The organism is Algoriphagus pacificus (assembly GCF_017254845.1).
GTDB lineage: Bacteria > Bacteroidota > Bacteroidia > Cytophagales > Cyclobacteriaceae > Algoriphagus > Algoriphagus pacificus.
This window is the reverse complement of the sequence record NZ_JAFKCU010000006.1, coordinates 1-26,603: the sequence shown is the minus strand read 5'-3', so window position 1 is coordinate 26,603 and position 26,603 is coordinate 1. Positions and strand designations below refer to the sequence as shown.

Sequence of the window (26,603 nt, the reverse complement as noted above, 5' to 3'; positions counted from 1 at the left end):
AATTATTTTGGTATTTAACTTAAAATTAAAAATTTCCGCACTAGTTGTTACATTCAATAGAAAAGATGAATTGATTAAAACAATAAAGTCTCTAAGATTTAATGGATTTCAAGAGTGTGATATTTTTGTTATAAATAACAATAGCAATGATGGGACTCAAGAATTAATTGAATCAATTTTTCCAAACTTGAGTTTAATTAACCTTCCAGAAAATATTGCATCTGCAGGAGGTTTTGCAAAAGGACTGGAGATTTCTTTTAAAAAAGGGTATGATTGGTGTTTTTTATGTAATGATGATTCACGACCAAAAAAAGGTTGCTTAGAATCAATGATTTCAGCATTGAATTCATGCTCTGATCATAAGTTGGCTTTTCTTAAAGTGGCTAATTTAAATCCAAATGGTGAAGCTTTATTACTTAAATGGAAAGGAATTGGGGTTCAGTATTCAATTCCAATTAGTGATAAATTGATCAAAACCGATTTGATCACATTTGATGGATGTATGATTTCATCTGAATTAATAACAAAAATTGGATATTGCGATCCTGAATTTTTCATGGGAGTATATGAATACGATTATTGTTTAAGAGCTAAAGATGCAGGGTATTCCTGTTATGTTTTACCAAATGGACTTTTAGAAGATGGTAAACTAGGATCCATATCGGGAACCCCTCCTTGGAGACAATATTATAATACAAGAAATCTTCTTTGGCTTGGTATTAACCGAAAGTCTTTTATGATAATTAAAGGATGGTTAATACGGGAATTAAAATATACCTACGCAATCATTTTTTTTGGTGATAGGAAACTAGAAAGGCTTCACTTTAAGTTTAGAGCCGTAAGAGATGCCCTTTTAAATAGAAGAGGGAGAACATATGATCCTTCTAAATATTGATACCAAACATGCTGAAGTTTGCTGGATTTGTTATCACTTATCAAAGACCAAATATCTTACACGAGACTATTCAAAAATTATTTTCACAATCCTGTCCTCCTGAAAAATTGTGGATTATCGATAATTCTGAAGATATGTTCACCCAAAATCTAATTAAGAATCTTGAAGATGAGCGATTGATATACCATAGAGTTGGATTCAATTCAGGACCAGCAGGAGCTGCTAGAATTGGCTTGGAGTTAGTCTCTAATGCGGGTTATGACTGGATTCTTTGGGGTGATGATGATGACCCTCCACCGGTTCCTGAGACTTTTGAAAAGCAGTTTTTGGCAATAAAAGATTCTAAAATCCATAATATCGGTCAACTTGGAATAGTTGGTCAGAGATTTAATTGTCATTTAGGAAAAATTATAAGGATCACTGATTATGAACTTCAAAACTCAGATTTGCTACAAGTTGATACAATATCTGGTGGGCAATGTAAAATTGTAAACAGGACAGTAATAGAAGCAGGTGTTCTTCCTAATCATAATCTTTTTTATGGATTTGAGGAACTTGATTTTGATTTGAAACTTAAGAAAAAAGGGTTTAAATCAATTGTTGAAAGTGGTTTTTTCTTGTCTTTAAGAAAAAGGTATAATAGAATTGATTTTAATAGGCCTATCTATTTAAAAAAGTCTTCGGCTGGCCTTAAAAGACAATATTATAGCACAAGGAACCTAATTTACATTCTTAAGTCGAATAGGTTCATATTTGCACTTCTTTACCAAATATTTAAAAATTGTTTAAAATCTTTAATTGGTTTTAAGTATGGCTTTAATTATGGTAAAGAGAATTTTCAAAATATTGTGAAAGGAGTGGTACATGGGATCTCAGGAAAGCTTTCTAATAATAAATTTACTATTTCTGGACGGTAATCTTAATGGAAAATAATGTCTCGATAATTCTAGTTACTTATAATCGAGCTAATGAATTAGAAGTTTTATTGAAAAAGATAAAAGTCTACAATTGGAATTATTTGAATTTTGTCATAGTAGATAATTGTAGTACGGATCATACTCCTGAATTATTAAGGCAGTTTTCAGGCATTTTACAATTAGATATATTAAGGGCAAATTCAAATATTGGACATGGTGCAGGATTAGCTCTGGCACTAGAATTATTACTTACTAATCCTATTCATCCTGAATATGTTGTCTTTTTGGAAGATGATAGTATCCCTTCTAAATCTCTTGTAGAAATTTTAGTTAGACAAATTGATCAATCTCCTTACGATTTGTTAGCTCCTTTGGGAAGTATAAATAAAGTAGGAAAGCGCCATGTTGTAAAACCATTAGATAAATCTATCCAAGAAGTAGATTTTGTTGTATTTGATGGAGCAATACTAAGTTTTAAGGTTGTAAAGAATATTGGGATACCTGAAGAGGATTGGTTTATGATGGTAGATGATTATGAATATTGTTTCAGAATTAAAAAAGCAGGCTTTAGGATTGGTGTTGTTGAAAATGATTTCCATGAGGTGCTTCACTTAGGAGATGGCTCTGGTTTTACTAAATCGTCGCTTTGGAGAGGTTATTACACAGAGAGAAACTATGTGTTATTTGTGAAAAAACATTTTACCTTAATCACCTTTGCTGATTTTATATTTTTTTTCACAAAGCGAGTTTTAGCTTGCATACCAGCTCCCGATCGCTCCCTGCGGATTGGATTAAAGTTTATGGGTTTATGGCATGGCCTTTTAAACAAAAAAGGAATGACCCTAGACCCGATTACAATTCGTTTTATTTCTTGAAGAAAAAAATATGGGCTTAAAAGAACTTATCAATCAGGATAGAAAGAGGTATGGTTCAACATTTATAAATGGAGTTTCAAATCCCGCATTTCGATTCCTGGTTTTGATGAGGATTTCTTCTCATTATTCAAAGTTGCATCCAATTGGCCTTTTATCGAGATTATTTTTTAAATGGATGCAGGTCAAATATGGATTTCAAATTCCTCACATCACTAAAATCTCAGGAGGCTTATTCATGGGGCATTTCGGTGGAATAGTGATTTCCAATGAAGCGGTAATCGGAGAAAATTGTAACATTGCTCAAGGGGTTACAATTGGTCGAATTAACAAAGGCCCACGAAAAGGTGCTCCTTTAGTCGGTAATAGAGTATGGATTGGGCCCAATGCAGTGCTTGCTGGAAATATCATCATAGGAGATAATGTCCTTATCGCGCCACTAACTTTTGTTAATATAGATGTTCCTGACAATTGCATGGTAATTGGAAACCCAGCGAAAATAATTGAAGGTAAATCTTCTGAAGATTATATAAATTTTTATAATTAATATCCATTTTATTGACCTTTTCATGACTCAGTTGACTTTAAAAACTAAAAAGTATTTTTATTTACCTATTGAGAGCTTTTTTTGCCAAATTTTTAATGGCATTAAAACTTAACCTTGGGATACTTCCTAAAACTTTGGGGAGTGTAGAAAATCTTGGGTGAGATATATCGATCTGCCTTTTAAAAGTATCCGGATGAACAATAGCCCACATTTTTTTCTTCTCATCAATAAATTTAAGCAGTACAGGTAATTCCTCAAGTTTGTTTTTATCTATAAACACTAGGGTATTTTGTTTGTACCAACTCTTGATATCATTGTTGTCCCAGATATAAGGCCGAATCAGATCAAGAGCTACATATCCTTTTGACTTAAATTTTTCTATCCAATACTCTGGCCATTGTTCATTAACATGTCCAGCACCCCTTTGACCAGGAATTGCTGCTGAAAAAAGTATGATTTTAGAGGCTGAAGTTAAATTGTTTATGAAATTAGTTGAATACTTTTCATTGATATGCTCAGCGACTTCTAAGGAAATTGCTAAATCGTATTCTTTGTTGAGGATAAAACTCGTAGTTAAATCTTTATGCTGAAAACTACTTTCAGGAATTACCAAATGACTTTTGTCAAGCCAATTTCCTTCAAGACCAAGGATTTCTTGAACCCCAAGTTCTTGTCCTATTTTAACCCAAGTGCCTACGCCGCAGCCAAAGTCAACCATTGATTTTGGCTTAAAGTAGTTAAATAATAATTGGAGTATTTGAGATGCCGATTCTTTAGTGTTTGAGTCTCTGGATTTATAGAAATTGTCTTTGTAGTATTTATTCGATTTCATCTTTTGAATTTAGAAATATAAACTCTGTTTTACCCGAATAGCTTATTTAATAATTTTTCATAAGTAACACCTATAAAATCTATGGCTATACAGCGGGTATTGATTATAAAGCAATAAAATCAAAAAGATAAATGTCATTTAATAGTTTAAACTTTCTCTTTTGAAAATCATCTTTACTCAAGATGCCTTAATAAATGCTGGTGCAGAAAAAAGTCATCTAGAAATTCTTTCTAGGTTTTCGAAAGATGTAGAAATCCTTTTTGTGTACTTCTATCCTAGGCATGAATTAAGAGAAAAATATGAAAGAGCCGGAATCCGGCTTATTTTTTTAGATATTCCTGAGTCCTATCATTTTCCATTGGCAGTTTCCCGATTGTTAAAACTGATTCAAAGAGAAAAACCAGATCTACTGATTTCCAGCCTTTGGCGAGCGGATATTGTCTCTAGAATTGCCTCAAAGATCAGCGGGGTACCCTTGGTTGGAACCTTAGTAAATGATAGCTATGGTACATTTGCATGGAAGGACAAAAAGGGATTAAAGTACAAACTTGTTTATTGGCTAGATCGATTGACAGCTGGGATTCCTAAGCACTGGATATCAAATGCTAATGCTTTGGCAGACTCGCATGTAAAGGCACTTGGATTAGACCCAAAAAAGATTTCAGTTGTATATAGGGGGAGGGAGGTGCCTCTAATATTTCCTAAAAGTCTTGATTGTAGTGATGATAAACAAGATTGCTTGGTCGTTCCTCCTCGCAATGACGGCCAGTTTAACTTTATCTCTTATGGTAGACTGCTGGAACGCAAAGGCTTTCAAAATGCAATCAATGCTTTTTCGATAGTTGTCGAAAAGTACCCAAATTGTTCCTTGACTATTTTTGGGGAAGGGCCTTTTAGATCAGAGTTTGAAAAGCTAATCCAGGATTTAAACCTCAAAGACTCGATCTTTCTTCCGGGAAAAATCCCCAATCCTATTGACTTATTGTCCTCAGGTGGAAATTCATCAGTGATTGATCAAAACTTTCAAGAACATCCGACATCGGACATCGGACATCCGACGTCATTCAACTGTTTTCTGTTCCCTAGTTGGTATGAAGGTTTTTCGGGTGCTCTAGTAGAAGCCATGATGGCGGGAATTCCAATTATTGCCTCAAATATTTCTATGAATTTAGAGGCTGTGAGTACTAAGAATGCTTTGATTTTTGAAGTTCAAAATTCAGAACATTTGGCCAATCAGATGGTTTTTGCCATAGAAAATCCAGTACATATGGCGGAATTAGGAAAAAAGGCTAAGGAGGAAGCAATTACCAGGTTTGATATTGAGAAAATTGCTGTCCAATACGAACAAACATTGCATAAAATCTATCAAAACTTAAGAAGTGAAGCTTAGGGTAATTCTTTTGTTGGATTCCTTCATTGTTTCTGCATGGGTGCTTGAAGCTGTTGAACAAGTCCTCAAAGAAAAAAATGCGGAAATAGTTTTAGCTGCTATTAATCAAAAGCCTAAATCCAGCGGTAAAAAATCCCCATTCCTGTACCGCTTGTATAGAGCAATAGACCGGAAACTTTTTTTAATAACTCCTGATGCTTTTGCACAAAAAGATATCAGGAATATAAAAGGATGGGATATACCTTCTATACCAATTACCCCAATTCAAAAGAAGTACTCAGATTATTTTCAAAAAGAGGATCTGGATAAAATCAGTACAATAAATCCTGATATTATTCTTCGTTTTGGCTTTAGAATTCTCAGGGGTAAAATTCTCGAGATCCCCAAACTAGGCGTCTGGTCTTTCCATCATGGGGATAATCAATTTTATAAAGGAGGACCTCCAGGGTTTTGGGAAGTAATGTTGAAAAAGGAAACTACTGGAGTGGTTCTTCAAAGATTATCTGAAAGACTTGATGATGGACAAGTTTTGTATAAATCCTTTTCACAAACAGATCCACTTTCCGTACAGAGAAATGCTAATAAAATTTTCTGGCTCTCAAGCTTTATAATCCCTCGTGTTATCCGTCAAATAAAGACAAGTGGAATTGATAAATGGGAAAAAGAATTACATAATAATCTATTCCCAATAAAGTCAGAGGTCCCACTTTTAACACCTCCAGCCTTAGTGAAGATGGCGATTTTGGCTTCTGAACTTACTTTCAGAAATATATTCAGGAAAATAAATGAGAGATTTAAAAAACCTTACTGGGAAATAGTAGTAGCTAGAAATGAGAGAAATATTTTATCAAATTTAAGTGTCTTTAATTTCCATTCCATTAAACCTCCAAAAGGTTTACATTCAAAAGGATCTTTCTGGGCAGATCCTTTTCCTATAGAAAAAGACAAAAAGACCTGGGTATTTTTTGAAGATTTTAAATACCATTCCAATAAAGGAAAAATTTCTGTCGCAGAATGGGATGGAAAGAAAATGATAGACCCAAAAGATGTATTGGAGGAAGAATGGCATCTTTCCTACCCTTTTATTTGGGTAGAAAATAATGAGTTTTATTTGATCCCAGAATCGGGAGAAATAGGAAAGCTATTTATTTACAAAGCTTTAGAATTCCCTTTTAAATGGACAAAAGTAGAAGTGTTTTTTGAAGGAGAAGCTTATGATCCCACACTAATAAAAGTTGAAGACAGGTATTGGTTGTTTGTGAATCAAAGGCCTCATAAAGGTACTTCAGCCTTTGTAGAATTATATGCCTATTATTCAGCAAGTTTATTAGAACCAAAATGGATAGCCCATTCATTAAATCCAATAGTGTCTGATGTTAATTCATCCAGGCCTGCTGGAAGGATTTTTCAAAAGGGAGGAAAATTATTTAGACCAGCTCAGGATTCAGGTTTGAGGTACGGTCATAAAGTGAAAATTCAGGAGATTTTAAATCTTACCCCTGAAGAATATAAAGAAGCAACGGTGGCAGTCCTAGAGCCAGATAATTCAAAAAATCAACTGGGTACCCATACATTTAATTTTACGGATGAATGGGTTTTTTCAGACGCTTACTATAGAAAATGAAAATTTTTCAGGTTATTCAAAAGCCACAAGCAAGAGGAGTTGAACTTTTTACTTGCCTTCTTTCTGAAAAACTAAAAGAAATAGGGCATGAGGTTATTCTAATTTCTCTTTTTGAGGGAAATTTTGAATTACCTTTTTCAGGAGAACAAATTCAATTAAAAAGATCTATTAAAAACAGACTTTGGGATCTTAAAGCTTGGAGAGAATTTGCGGAATTAATTAAAACTGAAAAGCCAGATCTTATTCAAGCAAATGCAGCTGATACTTTAAAATTCACCGTTTTTTCCAAGAAAGTATTTGGATGGAAAACACCAATAATTTTTAGAAATGCTTCTCAAATAAGTCAGTACATCCAAAGTGCATTAATTAAGAATTTTAATAAATACCTGTATAAACAAGTTGATGGTATTTTGTCTGTAAGCCAAAGTTCCAAATCAGATTTCAATTCAATTTTTCATTTTAATAAAGCTCATGAAGTAATTCCAATTGGAATAGAAATTCCTAATAAGCAATTTGAGAAAAAGACTTCAGAAACTCCCTTGTTAGTGCATATTGGTGGATTTACCTTTGAGAAAAATCATCAAGAACTGATTTCTATTTTTTCTAATCTGAAATCGAAATTTCCAGATCTCAACCTATGGTTGTTTGGAGATGGACCTTTAAAACAAGAGATTCAAAAATCAATAATGGATTTAGGTTTAAATAATACAGTTCTATTTAAAGGAGTTGTAGAAAATCCATTCGAACAAATTCCACAGAATGCAATTCTCGTTTTGCCTAGTATAATAGAGGGTTTGCCTTCTGTAATTCTGGAGGCCTTTGCCCATAAAATTCTAGTAATTGCTTATGCTGTTGGAGGGATTTCAGAAGTAGTAATAGATGGTGAAACAGGTTGGCTAATTGATCCTGGAAATTCTAAGAAATTTGAAGAAGCTATCATAGAGGTCATAAATTTATCCCCAAAAGCAATTGATAAAATCACTACTTCTGCAAAAGAATTTGTTTTAAAAAACTACCAATTGCATCAAATTGCCAAAAAGTTCGAATCCTTCTATTTTCAAATAATTAAGTAACTAATTTCCTAATAAACTGATTTACTAATTACCCACTTTGTCAAAAACAAAAATAAAAATACTCCACCTCATCAAATCCCTCGGCAGAGGTGGTGCGGAAAAGTTGATTCCTGAAACTGCTCTGGTACATCATCAAGATAGATTTGAGTTTCATTGCCTGTATTTCTATCAGCAGGAGAAGAATATTGTGGATGAATTAGAGGCGGCAGGAATCAAAGTTCACTTGATTCCTTCGGGCAATTTGGGTTTATTTTTTCAAGTAAATAAAGTACGGAAATTTGCCAAAGATTTGGGAATTGATATCATCCATGCCCACTTACCTTGGGCTGGGATTTTAGCTCGCTTTGTAGGAAATAAGCTTAATATTCCAATTGTCTACACAGAGCATAATACCTGGGAGCGATATAATAAGCTTTCGTATTGGGGTAATCGCATGACCTTTAAGCAGCAGGATATTGCCATTGCAGTTTCCAATGAAGTAGCCCTGTCCATGCAGCTCAACTCCATGATCGACCCTTACCAGCGCGGAGCCCGCCTCAAAGTCAAAATGATCCAGAATGGAGTGAATACCGAAGTGTTTAAAAGGATATCAGATGTCAGATGTCAGATGTCAGATTTTGACTCTTCTTCCAATGACTATCACAAGGATACTTCTAATCTTTCCACACTTCAAAATGACGAATTGAAATCATTCTTAGGCATTCCAACTGATTCCAAAGTAATCGGTAAAGTGGCCGTTTTCCGTTCTCAAAAGCGCTTATGGATTTGGGTGGAGCTAGCCTTAAAGATTTTAGATACTTGTCCTGACACTCATTTTTTACTTGTTGGAGATGGAGATTGGAGAGAGCGAATTTTAGAGCAAATCGCTCTATCTGGTAGGTCCAAAAAATTCCATTGGGTTGGAGTTCAAAAACAAGTAATTCCTTATCTCTCAATTATGGATATTTACCTCAGTACTTCCGAGTTTGAGGGATTACCCATTGCTATGCTGGAAGCCATGTCTTGTGAAGTCCCTGTTGTTGCCACCAGAGCAGGAGGGATAGGGGAAGTGGTTCAACATGGAGTTCAGGGTTTCTTATCCGAAATAGAAGAATACGAAGATTTGGTAGACTACTGCATCCAACTAATCCAAAATCCAGAGCTCCATTCCCAGATGTCCCTCGCTGCCCGCGAACGTGTGGTTCAGCAATTCAGTATGAAAAGAATGGTAGAGGAATTGGAGGGGGTTTATGAATCTGTGATTGCCAAATAACTAGTTTAAAAAAGCAGCATAAATAAATCTATCTAAGGTTGAGCTAAGTCCATGTCAGGTTGAGCGAAGTCGAAACCCATACTCCTTTCAATCTCTTGTTCTAGTCCTTCTATAATCCCGTTTCTCCTGCACGCTCTGTCAAAACATGTAATGTCCACCAATTCCTATTTGAATTCCTTACTTTAATTTTAAATTACTCATCCAATAATTTTAAATTCACGAAGTGTTAGGCGCCGTCATCCTCATACTCCTCCTCTTTGGCATAAGCCAACCCATTCTGGGAAATCTCCAGAAAGAGCATAAATGGGTCAAGGCGGGTTTGCTGAATCAGATGTACTGGTACCATATGTTCTTTGGATTAGTTTATTGGACCTATGCCCAGTTGAATAGATCAGATTCTGTAAATTATTATAACCATACCTTTGCTTGGAGAAATTGGTTCGATTCATTTGCAGCTGGGACGGATTTTATAGAATGGATGGCCTTTCCTTTTGTGCGTTGGTTTGGTTTTAATTACGATATGATGATGTTCCTGACAACTTGGTTGGGGTTTTGGGGCTTTGTTTATTTTTATTTATTCTTTAAAGAGAATTTACGCTTTAATCCCAAATTTGAGGGTTGGGATGCCATTACCATTTTTATGTTTTTGCCCAATATGCACTTTTGGACTGCCTCATTAGGAAAAGGGGCTGTGATATTTGCGGGGATTGGGTTTTTAGTTTATGGCCTTTCTTGGCCTCAAAAACGAATTCCTCACATCGCATTTGGTAGTTTTTTATGCTATATGGTGAGACCTCATATTCTTTTTGCTATTCTTATTGGGATGGGAGTAGGCTTTGTATTAGGAAGGGAAAAAGTGCCACTATATCAAAAGTATATGGTTGTTGTATTTGCAATTGGTATGAGTATTTATGTCTATGAAGATTTAATAGTTTATCTAGGCTATGATCCTAATAACTTGGCTGGAAGTTTTGAAGAAGAATCTGCTTTGAATATGCAAAGATTGCAGGCGGCAGGTTCAGCAGTAGATATGGGGTCATATAGTCTTCCAATGAAGCTTTTTACTTTTTGGTTTAGACCACTTTTTGTAGATTCTCCAAATATACTTGGTATCGCAGTTTCCTTTGAAAATGCATTGTATATTTATATGTTTAGTAAAATCGTTCGCAAGGATTTTATTACTTATATCAAGATTGCTCCTGCAATGGTGAAGATGTCGGCAGTGGTTTTTATCTCCATTTCCATTTCTATGACCTTTGTAATGTCTAATCTAGGGATCATCATCCGCCAAAAATCCCAGATTATGTATTTTATGCTCTTTGTGGTGGTCGCCTTTATGGATTGGCAAAAAACCAATCGCATCAAAAAACGAGGAGAGATTTTTAATAGAATTGTGGAGGAAGAAAGAAGACGCCTTGCCGAAGCTGAGTTGGTGGAGAAGTGATGTTTTAAGGGCTGTTTGCCCTCATTTATCCTTTCAGATTTTTAAATAAAAATAATATATCCCTCTTACCATGCACTATGTCCCACAGACCGTTAGAAGGATTTGTAATCTAGTTTTACGGTCATCTTGCTGGCAAAACTTTTACGTCTCCTAAATACATTCTTGAGCTAGCGCTGGTTCAAATAAAAATCATTCAATCCCCGGGTTGCGTCGTACCTCCATACCCGGGGCTATGACATTTGACCCCGCCGGGGTCAGTCCAAAAGACGTCAATTGGACTGTGCGGTGGGTTGTCGCAGCAGCGGGGCTGGCTGTTGGATCTGTGCGGATGAAGCTTTGCTGCGACGAAGGCTTTTGCCAACTTTTGGCCTTCAAAAGTTGGATAAATTAGATTAAGACCCCCTTACCCCCCTTTAATAATATTTGAAATCCAATCACAATTGGGTATTCAAGGGGGAGTTGTTTAGAACTTCCAATTACTTGTAAGAGATAGTTTCAAAAGTATCAGAAAAAGAATCCATGATTTAGCCTTGTTTTCACTAACGCTTTAAAACGTCTTGATAAAAATCCTTTTTCTCTAAAAACCCAAAACTTCAATCCAACAATTAAATAGACCTTCACTTCAATTGATTAAATTTAGTTTAGTAAAAAAAACAAAATGCCCTTAGGAACCTTAACCATAAGCCTCGACTTCGAACTCCTCTGGGGAATCTTTGATAAGGTAGGAACAAGCTACGAACCCTCTTACTTTCGGAATACCCGAGATATCGTTCCAGATATGCTGCAAAAATTTGCAAAGGCTGGAGTCCAAGTAACCTGGGCTACAGTGGGGATGCTATTTGCCGAAAATGAAGAAGAGTGGAGAGCTTTTTCTCCAAGCTTTTTACCATCTTATAGAGATAGAAAATACTCCGCTTATGAATGGATCAAGAAGCATGGCATCCGTCCGGAAGTACATTTTGCACCAGAACTGATCCAACAGATTTTGGAGACACCGGGACAGGAGCTGGGTTCCCATTCCTATGCACATTATTATACTTTGATGCGTGGCCAAAGCCCCGAGCAGTTCCGCCAAGATCTTCAAGCCACCCAAAAAATCGCCAAAGATAAGTTTGGGGTAAAACTAGAATCTTTGGTATTTCCAAGAAACCACATCAATGAATTGTATTTAGGAATTTGTGTGGAGGAAGGATATCAATATGTTAGAGGTAATCCAAAAAATTGGTTCTGGCAGGAAACCCAACATGAAAACCTAAGCAAGAAATTCTTCCGTTCTGCGGATTGCTTTTTCCAAGTGGGAACAAGGACAAGCTACGATTTGGAAGAAGTGAAGATCTTTGAAAACGAACCTATAATCATACCAGCATCCAGGATTCTAAGACCAGTCATTAAAGGGAATGTTTTAATGAATTCTAGGAGACTAGGTAGGATTCTCCATGAAATGGAATTTGCAGCTAAACATGGAGAAGTATACCATCTCTGGTGGCATCCTCATAACTTCGGCAAGGATCCCATTGCCTCTCTGAAAGAACTGGATCAGATTTTAGGTTTGTACAAAAAATTAAATGAAACCTACGGCATGCAGTCCTTACATATGAAAGGAATAGGGGAGCTGGTAGAAAAGAGAAAGCTTATAGAGATGTAATAGAATCTTACTTTTAATCTAATGATCATAAAGGAACCCTCGGGTTCCTTTTTTATTTTAAATCCTGACAGACATAATCCAATAGCTTGCAAGGATCCTCATCAATTGCTTTTGCAATTAAATATAATTCAGCTGCAGTGAGTTTAGCTTTCTCGTCAAGAGTAAGAACACCTATTCTCTGTGGTGTTAATCCAGTTTTTCTAGCAACATCAGATTTGTTAATCGATTTTCTGCTAAAAATTTCTCCAAGTCGTGTCATTCCTTTTTTTCTTTACTTAAATGTAATAATTCTTTAAAAATATCATGAAAAACATGATAACTAGTTTTGTAAAAACAAGAAAAACATGATATATTTACAGAAATACATGATTAATGATTCATAGAAACAAAGGAGATACTCAGGATTTAGAAAAATCAGTCCTGATTCCAAGAAATGAAGCAAGCCAGTTTAGAGAATCCATTTTAAGGATCTTGGCCTTGGTAAAGCTAGAAGATTGCAAATCCGATAAACAAATAAGTCATGTTGAACGGAAGGTACAGCAAGCAGATATTAAGCATATCTATCAGCTGTTAGAGTATTTTTCAGATAAAGAATAAGTCATGAACAGCATCCAATTTTCTTCAGTAGCTAAAAATATCCTACAAATAGGAGAGAGGAAGATTTTTGCTCAGTTCATCAGGTTACAAGAAATTCAAAGAGGAGCATTCGGCATTACCGCGGTTGACCGCCTGTATCCTTTAAAGCCTAAAAAGCCTGTTTGAGGCTTACCGTATTTTTAGACCATACTTGCTCCCATTCTTCGCGCAAGAGGGTGGGACATGCCCCAGGAGACCTGCGCAGCTCCCAGAAGTATGGTTACTAATTCTCAAGTCAGCAAGCTGATATAGCTGGTAGCGCTGACACTTACATCTTATTTATTCATTAATGCTGGTTGCTCGATTGGGGCAAGGTGAGAGACTTGTGCGCCGTGGCGTATGAATGTCCTTTTCGGAAAAGTCATATGAGGATTTGAGGCTTTCAGATTTCTGACTTAAGCTTTCAGACTTCCTATTTCGAGATTGCCACGGCTCGTACCTAGCCTCGCAATGACGATCCATTCTTCGGACACCGGACATCCAACACCTGTCTGACCTAGGCGGCTCCAGCATCAAAAAATCAAAAGCATGAAAAAAATTCTATTCTCATGCTTCCTGGTATTGCTATGTCTTTACGGAAGCACTTTAAAAGCACAAGTTGCTTGTTCACCACCGGGGTTTGAGTTGGTTGATTGCCCCGGATTGCCTGCTTTGGCAGGATCCCATCGGAGTGGGGTAACCCGCTCCGATACTTTCTACTCTGTTACCGCACTGGATATAGATGGCGGTCCGGGGTTTGAAGTCAGAGTAGAAAGCCAACTTGTTGGAAATGAAATTTTAAATCAGACTGCCGCGTCACCCTTAGGGGCTCCTCGCAGTGACGTAAACGAATCGGCTGTCGACTGTCGACCGAAGACTGATGACTATAATAAAAAGGGATTTAGTTTAGTTGATACCGCTATTCCCGCAGGGCAGGGGAGTTTAGGCTCTCCTGCCGATGGGGAGGCCAGTTCCGATACTCTCACTATCGGTGATCAGATCCCATCTGGAATAGAGTTCTCCGAAGTGCTGAATTTTGATGATGATAAGCTCCGATTGGATGATTATCTGGGCAAGTATGTGATCCTGGAATTTTGGGCTCCTACCTGCACGGCAAGTATTGCTTCGCTTCCCCATTTGGATATGCTAAAAGATTCCTATAAGCAGGATATTGAAATTATTCCTGTCACGGTATTTCAGGAAAAACAAATCCAGGCACTGCTTCAAGCTTATCCTGAGATTGAAAAAATGGAATTGCCTCTCGTGGTCAATGCCCAAAAACTTGCGGCATATTTCCCACATTTTATTATCCCGCATGTGGTGATTCTGGATCGGGAAGGTAAGGTGTTGGCGATTACGGGAATTGAGGACCTGAGTCAGGAAAAGCTGGACAAACTTCTGGATTCGGGAGAGAATCTCTTCCGGGCCAAAGAAGACAGGCAGATAGAAATACCCATAGAAGCCAGACTATTGACAGAGACTCCAGAGCTCAAAAATAAAAATCTCTGGTTTGAATCAGCTCTGACTGGCTATATCCCCGAGGTTTCCGGCTCCCTGATCCAAAGATTTGAGGATATGAACCAGATTCGGATCATAAACATGAGTCTGCTTTACCACTACCAAACTGCCTTTTCAGGAAAGGATCTGGTAGACTATTTCGGATGGAACAGGATTATCCAAGAAGGTTTCGAACCTGAGGAACTCTGGTCTGATAAATCAGGGATGGATTATAATGACTGGATGGCAGAGGGAACCCATGTCTTCGGGTATGAAATCATTACGCCCAAGAACCTGGACATCTACCAATTGATGCGGGAGGACCTGAAGCGTTACTTCCCGCATATTGAAGCCAAGGTAGAGCGGCGAACCCGAAAAGTGTATGCCCTGCTACAGCAGGAAGGGAGGAATTACCCCGAATCATCAGGTTCTAAAAAATCCTATTCCACTTCTCAGGGATTGAAAATGACAAACTATCCTCTTCAGGGATTTGTGTACCATCTCAACGCCTATTTTTTGAGCCAAAGCCCTTATCCTGTCATCAACCTAACAGGGATTGATTATCCAATCGATCTGGAATTAAGAGTAAGGCTTTCTGATCCCGAAAGCCTCAAAAATGCGCTTCAGAAACAGGGCTTTGACCTGATCCTCCGAGAGGAGCAAATACCTGTACTCGTACTCAAAAAGATCTCTGAACCTAAATTCCTTGCCCCATGAAAAATACATCATATTTCATTATTTTATTCCTCTTGTCTCTATTGGGAAGTATTCCTGTGATGGCCCAGCAAGTACCGCTTAAAGGTAAGGTTGTGGATAGTGAATCAAGTTTACCCCTCCCAGGTGCAATGATCACCCTGATCCCAAAGCGACAGACGGTAATCAGCGATCAGGAAGGGAGATTTATCCTGAATGCTGAACCGGGTGATTACGAGCTGATTGTCCAGTTTCTGGGTTACCAGACCTTAAGTACAAAACTGGAATTACCTCTATCCCAAGAACTGATCCTAGAGATGAACTCCATCAATTTGGATCTGGATGCAGTGGAAGTGGTTTCCACAGGTTATCAGGAAATCCCACGCAGCAGGGCCTCGGGTTCCTTTGTTTCTCTTGACGAAGAACTGGTAGATCGAAGGGTCAGCACCAACCTGATTGACAGATTGGAAGACGTGACTTCCGGTCTGATTTTCAACCGGACTGGTGATACGGGGAGGGATCCTATTTCTATCCGTGGTAGAAGTACTTTGGGCCGCTTTTCACAGCCTTTGATCGTCATAGATAATTTTCCCTTTGACGGCAATCTGGAGGATATCAATCCCAACGATGTGGAATCTATCACGGTATTAAGAGATGCTGCTGCGGCTTCCATCTGGGGGGCGAGAGCAGGTAACGGGGTGATCGTCATCACCACCAAATCCGGAAAAGCTTCTGAAAAAATGCAGGTCAGCCTGATGGCCAATACCAATTGGATCCAACATCCTGATCCTTTTCTTGCTCCAAACCTATCCGTTTCCGATTACATAGCTGTGGAAAAGCAGCTCTTTGCTACCGGCTATTATAATTCTACTTTGAACAGTTCATCCCGCCCTGCAGTGACTCCTGTGGTGGAAATCCTTAATAAACAAAAGCAGGGATTACTTTCAGATCAGGAAGTGAATTCACAACTGGCTTCCTTGGAAAGACAGGATCTCCGAAATGACCTGAACCGCTACCTTTACCGTACCCAAGTCAACCAACAATACAGCCTCGCGCTTTCTGGGGGAAGTGACCAGATCGATTACCGGGTGGCCCTGGGTTATGATCATCAGCAGTTGCCGGTAGTAGGCAATTCCTCTGATCGATTGACGCTTAATATCAAAAACGGATACAAGGCACTAAAAGACCGTTTGGGGATTCAACTGGGTTTTTATGGAACCAAGACTCTTTCCATCGACCAAAATGCAGGTCCGGAGGATCTTTATTTCACTTCTCTTCAGGACATGTATCCTTATGCCAGCTTGAAAGATGAGTCGGGAAGACCTGCCATACTGAACCGCCAATTCAGCAATGCCTTCAAAGAGGAGGCAAGACAGCAGGGCCTTTTGGACTGGAATTACATACCATTGGATGAAATCGGCAAAAGTCCTAGCCATATGCGTTCGGATGATTGGCGGATTAATCTGGGGCTGGATTATCAGCTATTGAAAGGCCTGAATGCCAAATTACTCTACCAATATTGGCAGCAATCAAGCTCCAATGAAACACTGTATCATCAGGATAGCTATTATGCAAGGGAACTGATCAACCTGTTTACCGAAATAGATGAAAGCGGGAATTTGCAAAGAAACATCCCGCTGGGAGGAATCTGGGATCAGTCTTTTGTAAGATCCAACAGCCATTCCCTGAGAGGCTTTTTGGAATACAGCCATTCTTGGAAGGAAGACTGGAGATTGGATGCATTGACAGGAGCGGAGCTGAAAGCCTTGGATCGGGAGAGTTCCTCGGTTAGATACTATGGCTTTGATAAGGACCGGTCCACTACGCTTCCGGTAGATTATACCACTTTGTTTCCCCAGTTCAATGATTCCTGGTTGACTTCCAGGATTCCCTATCAGGATGGGCTTTCCGGTGGAAAAGACCGCTTTTATTCCCTTTTTGCTAATGCAGCTTTGATCTATAAAAAACGCTACTTGCTGAATGCAAGTGTGAGAAAGGATGCTTCCAATTTATTTGGGGTTGCCACAAACCAAAAAGCGGTTCCTCTTTGGTCAGCAGGGCTGGGTTGGACAGGTAGTGAAGAGGGGTTCTATAAATGGAAAGCTATTCCTTATTGGAAGTTGCGGGGATCCTATGGATACAATGGAAATGTGGACAGAAGTCTTTCGGCATTTACTACGGCCCAGATTATTTCCAACAATTACCTGACCCAACTGCCATATGCGCAGGTGGTAAATTCCCCAAACAGGAACCTGAGATGGGAGCGGATCAAAATCACGAATCTGGGACTTGATTTTTCTACCAAGGAAGACAGGATCTCTGGTACTTTGGAATTCTATTGGAAGGAAGGTCTGGACCTGATCGGCCAGTCTCCCTATGCTCCCAGTGCTGGGATCCAGTTTTTCACTGGCAACAATGCCAGTACGCGTACCAAAGGATATGATCTGATGTTGGAAAGCAAGAACCTGAGGGGAGCCTTCCAATGGAACACGGTGCTGCTGCTTTCAGGGCTGAAGGAAGAAGTGACTTCTTATGAAATAGAACCTGTGGTCAGTAATCTATTGAATTATGCTGATGCAGGATTGGGAGGAACTTATTTCCCAGTGAAGGGGAGGCCTTTGTTTGGGGTATACAGTTTACCTTGGGCTGGGCTGAATCCGGAAACAGGAGCTCCGATAGGATATGTGGATGGAGAGCTTTCTGAGGATTACAGGACTATCGTCAATGGGGCAACCATGGAAAATATTCTTTACAATGGTCCTGCCAGACCCACCACTTTTGGTTCAATCAGGAATACCTTCTCCTATGGGCCTTTCAGTATATCAGCAAATATATCCTACAGGTTCGGCTATTATTTCAAAAGATCATCTATCCAGTACAATACCATTTTCATGGCTCGAGGGGGACATTCCGATTTTGCAGATCGTTGGCAGGAGCCAGGAGATGAATTGATAACTCAAATCCCTTCTATGCCTGCTTCCAGAAATACCTTTCGAGACCGATTCTATTCTATGGCAGAAGTGCTGGTGGAAAAAGGTGATCATATCCGATTGCAGGATATCCGCTTGGGATACAGCCCAAAACTTGCTGGGGAAGGCTTTTTGAAAAGCTTCCGAAAGGCAGAGTTCTTCCTCTATGCCAATAATCTGGGAATACTCTGGAAAAAGACGGATTCCACTTGGGATCCCGACTATGGATGGAACCGACCCAGGAAAAGTGTGGCTGTAGGCCTGAGCCTGGATTTTTAACCAATGTTTTACCAAAGGGAAAAGAGGAAGCTTTCTTCATACTGGTTTCTATCGGGAGCATATTACCTCCCTGCCAAATCTCTCCTCTGCTGTGGGATTTTCGGATTCCACAGCCCCTTTATCAATTATTCATTCTATGAAAAAAGGAAATTTAATAAATACATGGGGCATGGTCTTTATGATTATGCTCAGCGGATGTGGGGAATTCCTGGATCCCAAGCCAGACAACAGTCTGGTCGTTCCCAGTTCTATAGCAGATGTCAGGGCTTTATTGGATAATACCAATGTATTTAACCGACAGCCAGTTTTGAATATCCATGCAGGTGATGAGTTTTTCATTACAGAGGCAGGCTTGGCAGGCATGAGTAATTCAGAAGTTGGGACTTATAAATGGCTGGATGATCCCTTCCAGGGAGATAGGATCGACGATTGGTTTGTGCCTTACCAGCAGGTGTTTTATGCCAATATTGCCTTGGAATCTCTGGAGAATTTACCTTCCTCAGATCAACCCGAGTTGGACCAGCTTAGGGGAGAGGCCTTGTTCCACAGAGGCTATGCATATTTTCAGTTATTGCAGGAGTTTGCACCGGCCTACCAAAAAGAAGGTGGAAATGATGCTTTGTTGGGGATAGTATTAAAGAACAGTCCCGATATCAATGAAAAGGCTGTTCGCAGTGATTTGGAAAGCTCATACCAACAGGTTTTGGATGATCTAAATAGGGCTGTCAGTCTTCTTCCGGAAAACCAAGTTCCCAAAACCCGTCCAACAAAAGCTGCTGCTTTGGGTGCCTTGGCAAGAGTTTATTTAGTCATGTTTGAGTTCGAAAAAGTGTCCGAATCGGCCATGGAAGCACTATCGATTTATACAGGCCGATTTGACTTTAATGAGCTGGATGTAAGTCAGAGCCGTCCCTTTGTGATCTTTGGGGATGAGACTGTCTTTTATTCAGAATTGGTTTCGGTAAGGCTAAGCTCTTCTCCTGAAGTGTTTTTAGACACCCTTTTGATGGAAAAATATGAAGAAAAGGACCTTCGGTTTCCGGCATATTTTGATTCAGTGGGGATAAACAGGTATTTATATAGAGGCAGGCTTACTGGAAATTTCTCACTCTTTGGAGGTTTGAGTGTAGGCGAACTCGAATTAATGGCTGCAGAAGGATTGATTAGGACGGGCAGGGAAGAGGAGTCCTTGGAAATAATGGGGTCTTTCCTCTCCAGAAGGTATGAAGAGGGAAAAAGTCCAGAGCTTCAAGGGAGAGGGGATGATCTGCTTCGAAGAATATTGGAGGAGCGGCAGAAAGAGCTGGTAGGTCGTGGAATTCGGTTTTCAGATCTGAGGAGATTGAATCAGGAAACCGGATTTTCGAAAACCTTGGAAAGAACAATAGATGGAAATTTGGTAAAGCTTGAGCCTGAATCTCCAAAGTATGTTTTCCCGATTCCACAGGAGGAAATCCAATTGACCGGAATCCGTCAGAATGAGCGATAAAGAAAGAATCCCGAAGGCCAAAAACCCTCGGGATTTCAAATTCAGACTATCGGATACTTACAGCGCATTATAAGTCCCTGCCGTCAAAACAGACTTAGTACCTGTCATCGGGTCATCATTATGAAACTGAACCCGACATTCCGGACCACCGCTGTTGCATTGAAAATTGGTGCCTAGGACTTCTGAGGTGATCTCACGGTAACCTGAATCCTCATCGACATCTGGTGTCCAGATTTTGGAAGGAGGATTTTCAATTGGGCCTTCAGGCAGATTCACTGCCACAGCCAGTCCTGAAGCCAATACCAAGGCAAAGGCTGGAAGGTATTTCATTAATTTATTCATCGTTATGTCCCGTTTTTTAACCGATCAAAAACAGGAAAACCGTTTCAGGTTGTTTGCCTACTCTAAAAAAGGGTTTTCGGCATCTCCCTTTGGGAGGTTCATCAGTTGCAAGCTTGCCTCTCAACTCAAGCTTTCGAGAGGAATGAGCCTCTTTTTACTGTCATCGCCTGCCTTCCGGTAGGAAGGCGAGCTTGCTTTTGCAAAGCGTGGCGATCTTGTTTATTTGTTTTCAACCATGGTCTGTGCCTGCCCGTCCGCAGGCGGGTCATTCGTCCATGGTCTATGTCTCCACAGACCATTTTGAGTTCATTTACAATTGCTAACCTGTCAGGCTGAGCGGAGTCGAAGCCTCCTAATCCATGGTCTGTGCCCGCCCGCCAGAATGCGGGTCCCACAGACCATTTAAAAGATTAATATTTCAGCCTCCGCAGGAGGCTATATTTCGCCAGCTAAGAGCTGGCATATCTCGCAGCCATTGGCTGCCTTGACATTTTTTGCAGTCCGATCCTTGCAATTTTGGGCTGTGGGGCGGTTTCACAGGGCCGCCCTTTTTTATTTGATAATAATCACCTAAAAGAGTAAATCATTGGAGCTAATTAGTTAACTTATAGTAAAGTTGCTTAATACCAGGTTTACTTAACGCCGCTTGCCAAAACCTTTGGGGTTTCCAAAACCCCGAAGGTTTTTTGATTCAATAACCACACATTTAGCCCAAGCGAGTGTCTCCACTCGCGTCTTCCCAAACATGGTCTGTGCCTTCACAGACCATTCTCTCAATGCGATCTGTTTTCATCTTGCTGGCAAAACCTTTTCGTTTCCAATTGCTGTGCTCGAGCCAGCGCTGGTGAAATACCATTACTTCATACCCAGGGCTAAAACCCTGGGCTATTAATATTTGACCCCGTTGGGGTCGGATCAAAATTCGCCACATGAACCATTCAACATTCCTCATTCAGTATTCTTAATTAAGCTTTTAGGCTTTATCATTGTCTACTGCTATCTGAGACTGCCTACTGTCAAGCTTTCGAGAGGAATGAGCCTCTTTTTACCGTCATCGCGAGCTTGCTTTTGCAAAGCGTGGCGATCTCGTTTATTTGTTTTCAACCATGGTCTGTGCCTGCCCGTCCGAAGGCGGGTCTCACAGACCAATTAGGTTTTATTCTATTATTCAATTTTGAACCCTAAACAACTCCCCCTTTATAAAGGGGGTTAGGGGGATTGAATATCTCGCAGCCATTGGCTGCCTTTACATTTTTTGCAGTCCAATCCTTGCATTTTTGGGCTGTGGGGCGGTTTCACAGGGCCGCCCTTTTTTATTTGATAATAATCACCTAAAAGAGTAAATCATTGGAGCTAATTAGTTAACTTATAGTAAAGTTGCTTAATACCAGATTTACTTAACGCCGCTTACCAAAACCTTTGGGGTTTCCAAAACCCCGAAGGTTTTTTGATTCAATAACCACACATTTAGCCCAAGCGAGTGTCTCCACTCGCGTTAATGATTACAATCCTTGGTCTGTGCCTGCCCGTCCGCAGGCGGGTCTTCACAGACCATTCTCTCAATGCGATTCGTGTCGCAGGTGGATCTTTTTAGATTATTTAGCCATAGCGAGTGTCTCCACTCGCGTACATGATTACAATCCTTTATTTGGTATCCAAGATCATAAATCAAATATCCTCGCTGTTCTGGATTTGTAATCCAGAACCTTTATCATAGGATTTCCAATCCGTTTTTGTGTTCCTCTTGCTGGCGTCACGCCATCCTCTCCGAAAGACGATCCCGGCCCAGCGCTGATACATAGGTATTCCTTTTTTACCCAGGGTTGAAACCCTGGGCTATTGATATTAGACCCCTCCGGGGTCTGATCAAAAATCGCCACATGGACCATTCAACATTCCTCATTTAGCATTCCTCATTCTTAATTCAGCTTTCTAACCTACCTCCGGTAGGCAGGCTTTATCCTTCTGAATTAACTGCCCACTGAGACTGATCACTGTCTTCCGTCTTTTCAGCTTTCTCACTTTATCCTTCTGACTTTCACTCCTCATTCTTCATTTTTAATTCTTCATTTCTCATTATCATTCTCCAATCCATTTTAAATTTCTAATTCTTACATTTTAAATTATAAAGTCCCCAAACTGCCACCCAAATAAATCCCAGGTTCAAAACAAAGTGCTCCGCCCACCCCAGACTTTCCAAAATCCCAGCACAATTACATGGAACGCGAGGAAAAGCTCCCACCCAAATCAAACCCACATAAGCGGTAAAGACCGAAAGCAATAAGACACTTCCCAGATACCCCCACCAACGGGTAACAGAAAAAAGCAGGAGCAGGGCAAGTAGCAACTCCACCATTGGTATTGAATAGGCTAGTACCTCTGCCAAGTCCTCAGGAAAAGTCTGATTGTGAAAAGCCTTTCGGCTTTCCTCAAAGCGGATCAGTTTATCTAATCCTGTATAGGTCCAGAGGAGAATCAGAAAAATTGGGCTTACTATTTCTGCCGCTAAAAAGAATTTCAAGCCAATTTTTTGAAAAACGCCTTGTACTCCCTCTCTTTCAGGAGAGGGCTGGGGAGAGGTCGTTGAAGCCATTCTATCCATATTCTTGATTTGAAAACCTCATCAAACTTATTTGATAATTGTCAAAAGCTTATAGGTAAAATTTCCTCCATCATAAAATAAATAGGATTTTATAGGAAATATTTCCGCTTTTTATAAGGAAAAATATATATGACTAAAAATTAACTATTGTATTTATGAATTAGTTGTTTTTAAATTAACAGTATAGTTTTAGGGTAAGTGGGTAGCAAGGCCCTCTTTCCATTCAACTCAATAGATTTTTTAACGCTGTGAATTATGAATAACAACTTAATGAAAATGAGGGAGGACTATGACAATTTAGTCCCCGGACTCAACCTTGATTATGAAAAGCTAAAGCTCTACATGTATCTCCGAAGGGGCAAAAAAGGAATGGTTCTCAAGGAAGCCCACTCTGTTGAAACCTGTAGCAGGTATGTATGTGATGGCTACCTGGGACTATTTGTCCAGAAAGAGGAAGGAGAGGTGCTAAAGGAGATTTTCAAAGTAACGGATGTAGCCTTTGATTTCAAATCCTATTGGAGAAACAAAAAGACCAAGTCTTACCTGAGCTGCTTGAGTGATGTGACTTATTTTGAAGTAAGTAAAAAATCAGAACATGATCTTGTCAAAACCTTTCCTGAGTTTGTCGACTTGGGTCTGGCAATCAACCACCGCCTTCAGGATAGGTTGGTCAAAAGATCTTCCATCAAGAACATGGGTATCCATAAAGGATATAAAAAGTTTCTTCAGGAATTTCCCGGTATAGAAGCATTGTTGTCCCAAAGCAGGATTGCCTCCTATTTTAACTGTACAGCCCGAACTGTCCGCTCAGTTCAGAAGAAATTCAAAGAAGGCGAGCTATGAAAAGCTATCCTATTCCCATAGCAGTTTCATTACAGGTATTTCCTTTGGAAAGGAAAACTCTGGATTGGTTGATCAGTAGCAAACTGCTGATTGACCAGAGGCTGCTGTTTCAGATTGAGCAACAGAAATTCAGTTGGTTTGCTGCCTATCTTTTTCCTGAAATGGAAGCAGGAAGATTGGAAACAGTGATGCGCTTTTTTGACTGTCTTTTTCTCTTAGATGATTTGCTTGATGGCAAATTTGCAATGGACTATCTCCTTAAAATTGAAAGGTTGAAAACCCTTGAAACTCCGGTTCAGGCATCAGAATCAGTGACAGATTTTCCAGCAAGTATCGATTCCCTTTTTGATCATTTGAACCTACTTGTTAGGCAGATATCATGTTTAGGGAATGATGTATGGATGAATGACTTCATAGAGATATGGGAGGATTACTTGGACGCACAGATCTGGGAGATAGAAAATAAAAGTAAGAATGAACTCCCCATGCTTTCCGAATACCAAGAAAGGAGACTTTTCAGTTCGGGAGTATTTCTGGCCCTTCATTTATTGAAGGTGGATTGGCCTGATCAATCCTGCCCAGTCAATTGGCTGGAAAGAAAAGCAGCCCGAATAATATGTTTGTCCAATGATATTAAATCTGCAGATAAGGAAAAGAGCGCAGGGGATTTTCACAATGAATTGCTTTTGCTTCAACATCAGACAGGTTGTACCGAAACTGCTGTAAAGGAATATGCAGAGAAGCAGGTTCAGGGACTTTTTGAGCAGTTGTTCCAGTTGATGGAACTGTGTGAAAAACAAGCAGGAAACTTACCGAAAAGCTGGATAGATGAACTCCTACTCTTACTGGGAGGATGCATGTTTTGGTCTGAGGAAGACACGGTCCGGTATTCCGGAATCATAAACGGGATGGAAAAATACTGAATGAAAAAGGAGCTTTCATGATCAAGAAACGCTGTGTCATTTATCCCAAGGATATCCAGAATATCACCGGCAGAAGTGAGCGATACGGACAGGTAATCCTCAGCAAGATCAGGATCATCTTTCGTAAAAAGCCCCATCAATTTGTCACAGTCGACGAGTTTGCAGAGTTCTCAGGTATCCCCAAAGACACCATAGAAAGTTTTATACACTAAGAAAAAATGAGGTAATAAATGGACCGTTTTTTCTTTTTCTTATACCGCTTTGCTACGACTCTCCTACGACTCACTTACGACTTTTCTACGAGTTGAACTCGAAGTAAACTAGGAGAGGATTCGAATCAGAACAATGTCAATGACGAGGTAAATAGATTAGTTAAAAAACAATTGAAAGAACAGAATAAGAGAATTGAATTTTAAAATTTGGAATTACCCTGCTTTGGAAACTTGGCTTAATAATCTGTCAGAAACTTCACTTCGAAAAACAAATTAGAAATGACCTTTTAATGCTGCTGATTCAAGAATTGTCAATTTGTCTGTGCGTTGGGCTGTCGTGGCCGCGGGGCAGGCTGTTGGGTCTGTGCGGTTGAAGCTTTGCCACGACGAAGGCTTTTGCAACTTTTGGCCATCAAAAGTTGGTAGGAAATATATAATTAAGACCTCCAAGCCATCTTTCAAAAACCTACTTGGGTTTGATACTCTTAACCTCTTTTTGTTTAAGGAGAAAATTACATTGTTAAGAAACAAAATAAGCTCTCTGCTTATATAAAAGAAATTTGGTAAAACTCTAATAATCAAAAACATGGGGAAGTTAGAATCATCAGTATTAGGGAAAATTAAAGGCAAACTCGGAAACCTCATTTTTTACGAAAGAGATGGTCAAACTCTTGTCAGAAAAAAGCCAGATCCTGAAAAAAGAGAACTATCCCCCCTACAAAAGTACCATCAGCAGGTTTTCAAAATTGCAACATCCTTTTTAAAGCCATTCAAAGAAGAGTTGAATTTTACAATGTCTGCTTTTGAAAAAGGAGGTAAAAAAGGATTCCATCAGGGCTTAAGTTGGCTTTTGAGAAATGGGATTGTACATGGTGAATTTCCTAAAGTGCTCCCAGAAAAACTGATGGTCTCTATGGGCACTCTTCCCGGTCCTGAAAATCCCTTTGCAGCAAGACTCTCAGAAGATGAGTTTAGAATTAGCTGGCAACCTAATGCATGGGAGGGTTCTGCCCGAGAAGGTGATATCGCTTATGTTCTGATTTATGATTCAGTTCAGCAACGAGTAGCAGCTTTCCGCAAAGGCACCTTTAGAAAATCAGGTTTAGAAGTAGTTAAAATCCCTTGGCAAATGGAAACCGGTGAGGAAGTATGGATTTACCTGTCCTTTTATCAAGAGAAAAAGGGAGCATTAAGCTTTTCAAACTCAAGCTGCCTTGGAATGGTATAATTTGAATAAATGATAAAAACGTAGCATCCGAAGAGCAATCATAAAACATCGTAAAAGCGAAAATCACACATCAACACCACTTCATCCAAAAGATCCGCAATATCCGCACATTCAATTGATAGCCAGTTCAATAAGATTGAATTTTCCTGCATGTTTAACCTAAAACCCATATACATATGGCAAAACAAACAGGAATTATTACACTGAAAGGACCTGTAGGAAGATTGTCTTTCTACAAGACCAAGGATGGTTATTTGGCCCGTGAAAAAGGAGGAGTGGAGAAATCCAGGATTATGAATGATCCCCGCTTTGCAAGAACCCGGGAAAACATCCGAGAATTCACCGACAATGCCAATGCCTCCAAACTGCTGAGAGATGCCTTGAGACCGGTGATCTCCCAGATCGGAGACAAGCGACTGA

The 26,603-nt window shown here is 39.5% G+C and carries 23 protein-coding genes and 1 pseudogene; 20 read left to right on the top strand and 4 right to left on the bottom strand.

The window, feature by feature from the left end; all coding sequences use genetic code 11:
* The first annotated feature begins 7 nt into the window (after positions 1-7).
* From J0A69_RS18890 to J0A69_RS18875, 4 genes are all read left to right on the top strand, one after another.
* Positions 8-895: a glycosyltransferase gene (locus tag J0A69_RS18890; protein WP_206588187.1), complete on the top strand. Its 888-nt coding sequence runs from the start codon at positions 8-10 to the stop codon at positions 893-895.
* 8 nt (positions 896-903) lie between these two features.
* Positions 904-1,812: a glycosyltransferase family 2 protein gene (locus J0A69_RS18885; RefSeq protein ID WP_236033012.1), complete on the top strand. Its 909-nt coding sequence runs from the start codon at positions 904-906 to the stop codon at positions 1,810-1,812.
* Positions 1,813-1,817: 5 nt separating this feature from the next.
* The gene (locus J0A69_RS18880) at positions 1,818-2,687 is read left to right on the top strand and encodes a glycosyltransferase (RefSeq protein ID WP_206588186.1); all 870 of its coding nucleotides are present in this window, start codon (positions 1,818-1,820) and stop codon (positions 2,685-2,687) included.
* 106 nt (positions 2,688-2,793) lie between these two features.
* Entirely contained in the window at positions 2,794-3,231 is a 438-nt protein-coding gene (locus J0A69_RS18875) for a serine O-acetyltransferase (RefSeq protein WP_206588185.1), read from the top strand.
* A 61-nt stretch (positions 3,232-3,292) separates the two neighbouring features.
* Here the strand turns inward: J0A69_RS18875 and J0A69_RS18870 are convergent, their stop codons facing one another.
* Positions 3,293-4,063, bottom strand: coding sequence for a methyltransferase domain-containing protein (locus tag J0A69_RS18870; RefSeq protein WP_206588184.1), 771 nt, complete (start codon positions 4,061-4,063; stop codon positions 3,293-3,295).
* A 160-nt stretch (positions 4,064-4,223) separates the two neighbouring features.
* Between J0A69_RS18870 and J0A69_RS18865 the strand changes: the two genes are divergently transcribed.
* The 6 genes from J0A69_RS18865 to J0A69_RS18840 all read left to right on the top strand — a co-directional run bounded on the left by J0A69_RS18865 (position 4,224) and on the right by J0A69_RS18840 (position 12,491).
* Positions 4,224-5,453 (top strand): glycosyltransferase, encoded by a 1,230-nt coding sequence (locus J0A69_RS18865; RefSeq protein ID WP_206588183.1) that lies wholly within the window; start codon positions 4,224-4,226, stop codon positions 5,451-5,453.
* Complete coding sequence (locus tag J0A69_RS18860) at positions 5,443-7,077, top strand: glucosamine inositolphosphorylceramide transferase family protein (protein WP_206588182.1); 1,635 nt, start codon at positions 5,443-5,445, stop codon at positions 7,075-7,077. Before J0A69_RS18865 ends, J0A69_RS18860 begins: the two co-directional genes overlap by 11 nt.
* Entirely contained in the window at positions 7,074-8,150 is a 1,077-nt protein-coding gene (locus tag J0A69_RS18855) for a glycosyltransferase family 4 protein (protein ID WP_206588181.1), read from the top strand. The genes J0A69_RS18860 and J0A69_RS18855 overlap by 4 nt, the downstream gene beginning before the upstream one ends.
* A 37-nt stretch (positions 8,151-8,187) precedes the next feature.
* Complete coding sequence (locus tag J0A69_RS18850) at positions 8,188-9,402, top strand: glycosyltransferase (RefSeq protein WP_206588180.1); 1,215 nt, start codon at positions 8,188-8,190, stop codon at positions 9,400-9,402.
* Positions 9,403-9,733: 331 nt separating this feature from the next.
* Positions 9,734-10,846, top strand: coding sequence for a hypothetical protein (locus J0A69_RS18845; protein WP_236033010.1), 1,113 nt, complete (start codon positions 9,734-9,736; stop codon positions 10,844-10,846).
* 658 nt (positions 10,847-11,504) lie between these two features.
* Positions 11,505-12,491, top strand: coding sequence for a polysaccharide deacetylase family protein (locus J0A69_RS18840; protein WP_206588178.1), 987 nt, complete (start codon positions 11,505-11,507; stop codon positions 12,489-12,491).
* 52 nt (positions 12,492-12,543) lie between these two features.
* Here the strand turns inward: J0A69_RS18840 and J0A69_RS18835 are convergent, their stop codons facing one another.
* Complete coding sequence (locus tag J0A69_RS18835) at positions 12,544-12,750, bottom strand: helix-turn-helix domain-containing protein (protein ID WP_206588177.1); 207 nt, start codon at positions 12,748-12,750, stop codon at positions 12,544-12,546.
* Between the two features lie 113 nt (positions 12,751-12,863).
* Between J0A69_RS18835 and J0A69_RS18830 the strand changes: the two genes are divergently transcribed.
* The 5 genes from J0A69_RS18830 to J0A69_RS18810 all read left to right on the top strand — a co-directional run bounded on the left by J0A69_RS18830 (position 12,864) and on the right by J0A69_RS18810 (position 20,033).
* Positions 12,864-13,088: a hypothetical protein gene (locus J0A69_RS18830; RefSeq protein WP_206588176.1), complete on the top strand. Its 225-nt coding sequence runs from the start codon at positions 12,864-12,866 to the stop codon at positions 13,086-13,088.
* Between the two features lie 3 nt (positions 13,089-13,091).
* Entirely contained in the window at positions 13,092-13,253 is a 162-nt protein-coding gene (locus tag J0A69_RS18825; protein WP_206588175.1) for a hypothetical protein, read from the top strand.
* A 402-nt stretch (positions 13,254-13,655) separates the two neighbouring features.
* On the top strand, positions 13,656-15,320 hold the full coding sequence (locus J0A69_RS18820; RefSeq protein ID WP_206588174.1) for a TlpA family protein disulfide reductase: 1,665 nt from the start codon (positions 13,656-13,658) through the stop codon (positions 15,318-15,320).
* Positions 15,317-18,544 (top strand): SusC/RagA family TonB-linked outer membrane protein, encoded by a 3,228-nt coding sequence (locus J0A69_RS18815; RefSeq protein ID WP_206588173.1) that lies wholly within the window; start codon positions 15,317-15,319, stop codon positions 18,542-18,544. Before J0A69_RS18820 ends, J0A69_RS18815 begins: the two co-directional genes overlap by 4 nt.
* Before the next feature lie 136 nt (positions 18,545-18,680).
* Positions 18,681-20,033 (top strand): RagB/SusD family nutrient uptake outer membrane protein, encoded by a 1,353-nt coding sequence (locus J0A69_RS18810; protein WP_206588172.1) that lies wholly within the window; start codon positions 18,681-18,683, stop codon positions 20,031-20,033.
* A gap of 57 nt (positions 20,034-20,090) precedes the next feature.
* On the opposite strand, the gene J0A69_RS18805 is transcribed toward J0A69_RS18810, so the two are convergent.
* Together J0A69_RS18805 and J0A69_RS18800 are read right to left on the bottom strand one after the other, a co-directional pair.
* A complete protein-coding gene (locus tag J0A69_RS18805; protein WP_206588171.1) occupies positions 20,091-20,363 on the bottom strand; it encodes a DUF6520 family protein in 273 nt (90 codons plus the stop codon).
* Positions 20,364-22,479: 2,116 nt separating this feature from the next.
* Positions 22,480-22,968 (bottom strand): MauE/DoxX family redox-associated membrane protein, encoded by a 489-nt coding sequence (locus tag J0A69_RS18800; protein WP_206588170.1) that lies wholly within the window; start codon positions 22,966-22,968, stop codon positions 22,480-22,482.
* 264 nt (positions 22,969-23,232) lie between these two features.
* On the opposite strand from J0A69_RS18800, the gene J0A69_RS18795 reads away from it, so the two are divergent.
* From J0A69_RS18795 to J0A69_RS18775, 5 genes and pseudogenes are all read left to right on the top strand, one after another.
* Positions 23,233-23,820 (top strand): cyclic nucleotide-binding domain-containing protein, encoded by a 588-nt coding sequence (locus J0A69_RS18795; protein WP_206588169.1) that lies wholly within the window; start codon positions 23,233-23,235, stop codon positions 23,818-23,820.
* On the top strand, positions 23,817-24,743 hold the full coding sequence (locus tag J0A69_RS18790; RefSeq protein WP_206588168.1) for a terpene synthase family protein: 927 nt from the start codon (positions 23,817-23,819) through the stop codon (positions 24,741-24,743). The genes J0A69_RS18795 and J0A69_RS18790 overlap by 4 nt, the downstream gene beginning before the upstream one ends.
* Positions 24,744-24,760: 17 nt before the next feature.
* A complete protein-coding gene (locus tag J0A69_RS18785) occupies positions 24,761-24,955 on the top strand; it encodes a hypothetical protein (protein ID WP_206588167.1) in 195 nt (64 codons plus the stop codon).
* Between the two features lie 586 nt (positions 24,956-25,541).
* On the top strand, positions 25,542-26,183 hold the full coding sequence (locus J0A69_RS18780; RefSeq protein ID WP_206588166.1) for a DUF6266 family protein: 642 nt from the start codon (positions 25,542-25,544) through the stop codon (positions 26,181-26,183).
* 176 nt (positions 26,184-26,359) lie between these two features.
* A pseudogene (locus tag J0A69_RS18775) lies at positions 26,360-26,603 on the top strand (hypothetical protein); the annotation flags it as partial.

What these genes read in the sequence shown, in the direction of transcription:
- J0A69_RS18885 (WP_236033012.1), top strand. Translation starts at nt 904, where the DNA reads ATGCTGAAGTTTGCTGGATTTGTTATCACTTATCAAAGACCAAATATC.
- J0A69_RS18880 (WP_206588186.1), top strand. Translation starts at nt 1,818, where the DNA reads ATGGAAAATAATGTCTCGATAATTCTAGTTACTTATAATCGAGCTAAT.
- J0A69_RS18875 (WP_206588185.1), top strand. Translation starts at nt 2,794, where the DNA reads ATGAGGATTTCTTCTCATTATTCAAAGTTGCATCCAATTGGCCTTTTA.
- J0A69_RS18870 (WP_206588184.1), bottom strand. Translation starts at nt 4,063, where the DNA reads ATGAAATCGAATAAATACTACAAAGACAATTTCTATAAATCCAGAGAC.
- J0A69_RS18855 (WP_206588181.1), top strand. Translation starts at nt 7,074, where the DNA reads ATGAAAATTTTTCAGGTTATTCAAAAGCCACAAGCAAGAGGAGTTGAA.
- J0A69_RS18845 (WP_236033010.1), top strand. Translation starts at nt 9,734, where the DNA reads ATGTACTGGTACCATATGTTCTTTGGATTAGTTTATTGGACCTATGCC.
- J0A69_RS18840 (WP_206588178.1), top strand. Translation starts at nt 11,505, where the DNA reads ATGCCCTTAGGAACCTTAACCATAAGCCTCGACTTCGAACTCCTCTGG.
- J0A69_RS18835 (WP_206588177.1), bottom strand. Translation starts at nt 12,750, where the DNA reads ATGACACGACTTGGAGAAATTTTTAGCAGAAAATCGATTAACAAATCT.
- J0A69_RS18830 (WP_206588176.1), top strand. Translation starts at nt 12,864, where the DNA reads ATGATTCATAGAAACAAAGGAGATACTCAGGATTTAGAAAAATCAGTC.
- J0A69_RS18825 (WP_206588175.1), top strand. Translation starts at nt 13,092, where the DNA reads ATGAACAGCATCCAATTTTCTTCAGTAGCTAAAAATATCCTACAAATA.
- J0A69_RS18820 (WP_206588174.1), top strand. Translation starts at nt 13,656, where the DNA reads ATGAAAAAAATTCTATTCTCATGCTTCCTGGTATTGCTATGTCTTTAC.
- J0A69_RS18815 (WP_206588173.1), top strand. Translation starts at nt 15,317, where the DNA reads ATGAAAAATACATCATATTTCATTATTTTATTCCTCTTGTCTCTATTG.
- J0A69_RS18810 (WP_206588172.1), top strand. Translation starts at nt 18,681, where the DNA reads ATGAAAAAAGGAAATTTAATAAATACATGGGGCATGGTCTTTATGATT.
- J0A69_RS18805 (WP_206588171.1), bottom strand. Translation starts at nt 20,363, where the DNA reads ATGAAATACCTTCCAGCCTTTGCCTTGGTATTGGCTTCAGGACTGGCT.
- J0A69_RS18800 (WP_206588170.1), bottom strand. Translation starts at nt 22,968, where the DNA reads ATGGCTTCAACGACCTCTCCCCAGCCCTCTCCTGAAAGAGAGGGAGTA.
- J0A69_RS18795 (WP_206588169.1), top strand. Translation starts at nt 23,233, where the DNA reads ATGAATAACAACTTAATGAAAATGAGGGAGGACTATGACAATTTAGTC.
- J0A69_RS18790 (WP_206588168.1), top strand. Translation starts at nt 23,817, where the DNA reads ATGAAAAGCTATCCTATTCCCATAGCAGTTTCATTACAGGTATTTCCT.
- J0A69_RS18785 (WP_206588167.1), top strand. Translation starts at nt 24,761, where the DNA reads ATGATCAAGAAACGCTGTGTCATTTATCCCAAGGATATCCAGAATATC.
- J0A69_RS18780 (WP_206588166.1), top strand. Translation starts at nt 25,542, where the DNA reads ATGGGGAAGTTAGAATCATCAGTATTAGGGAAAATTAAAGGCAAACTC.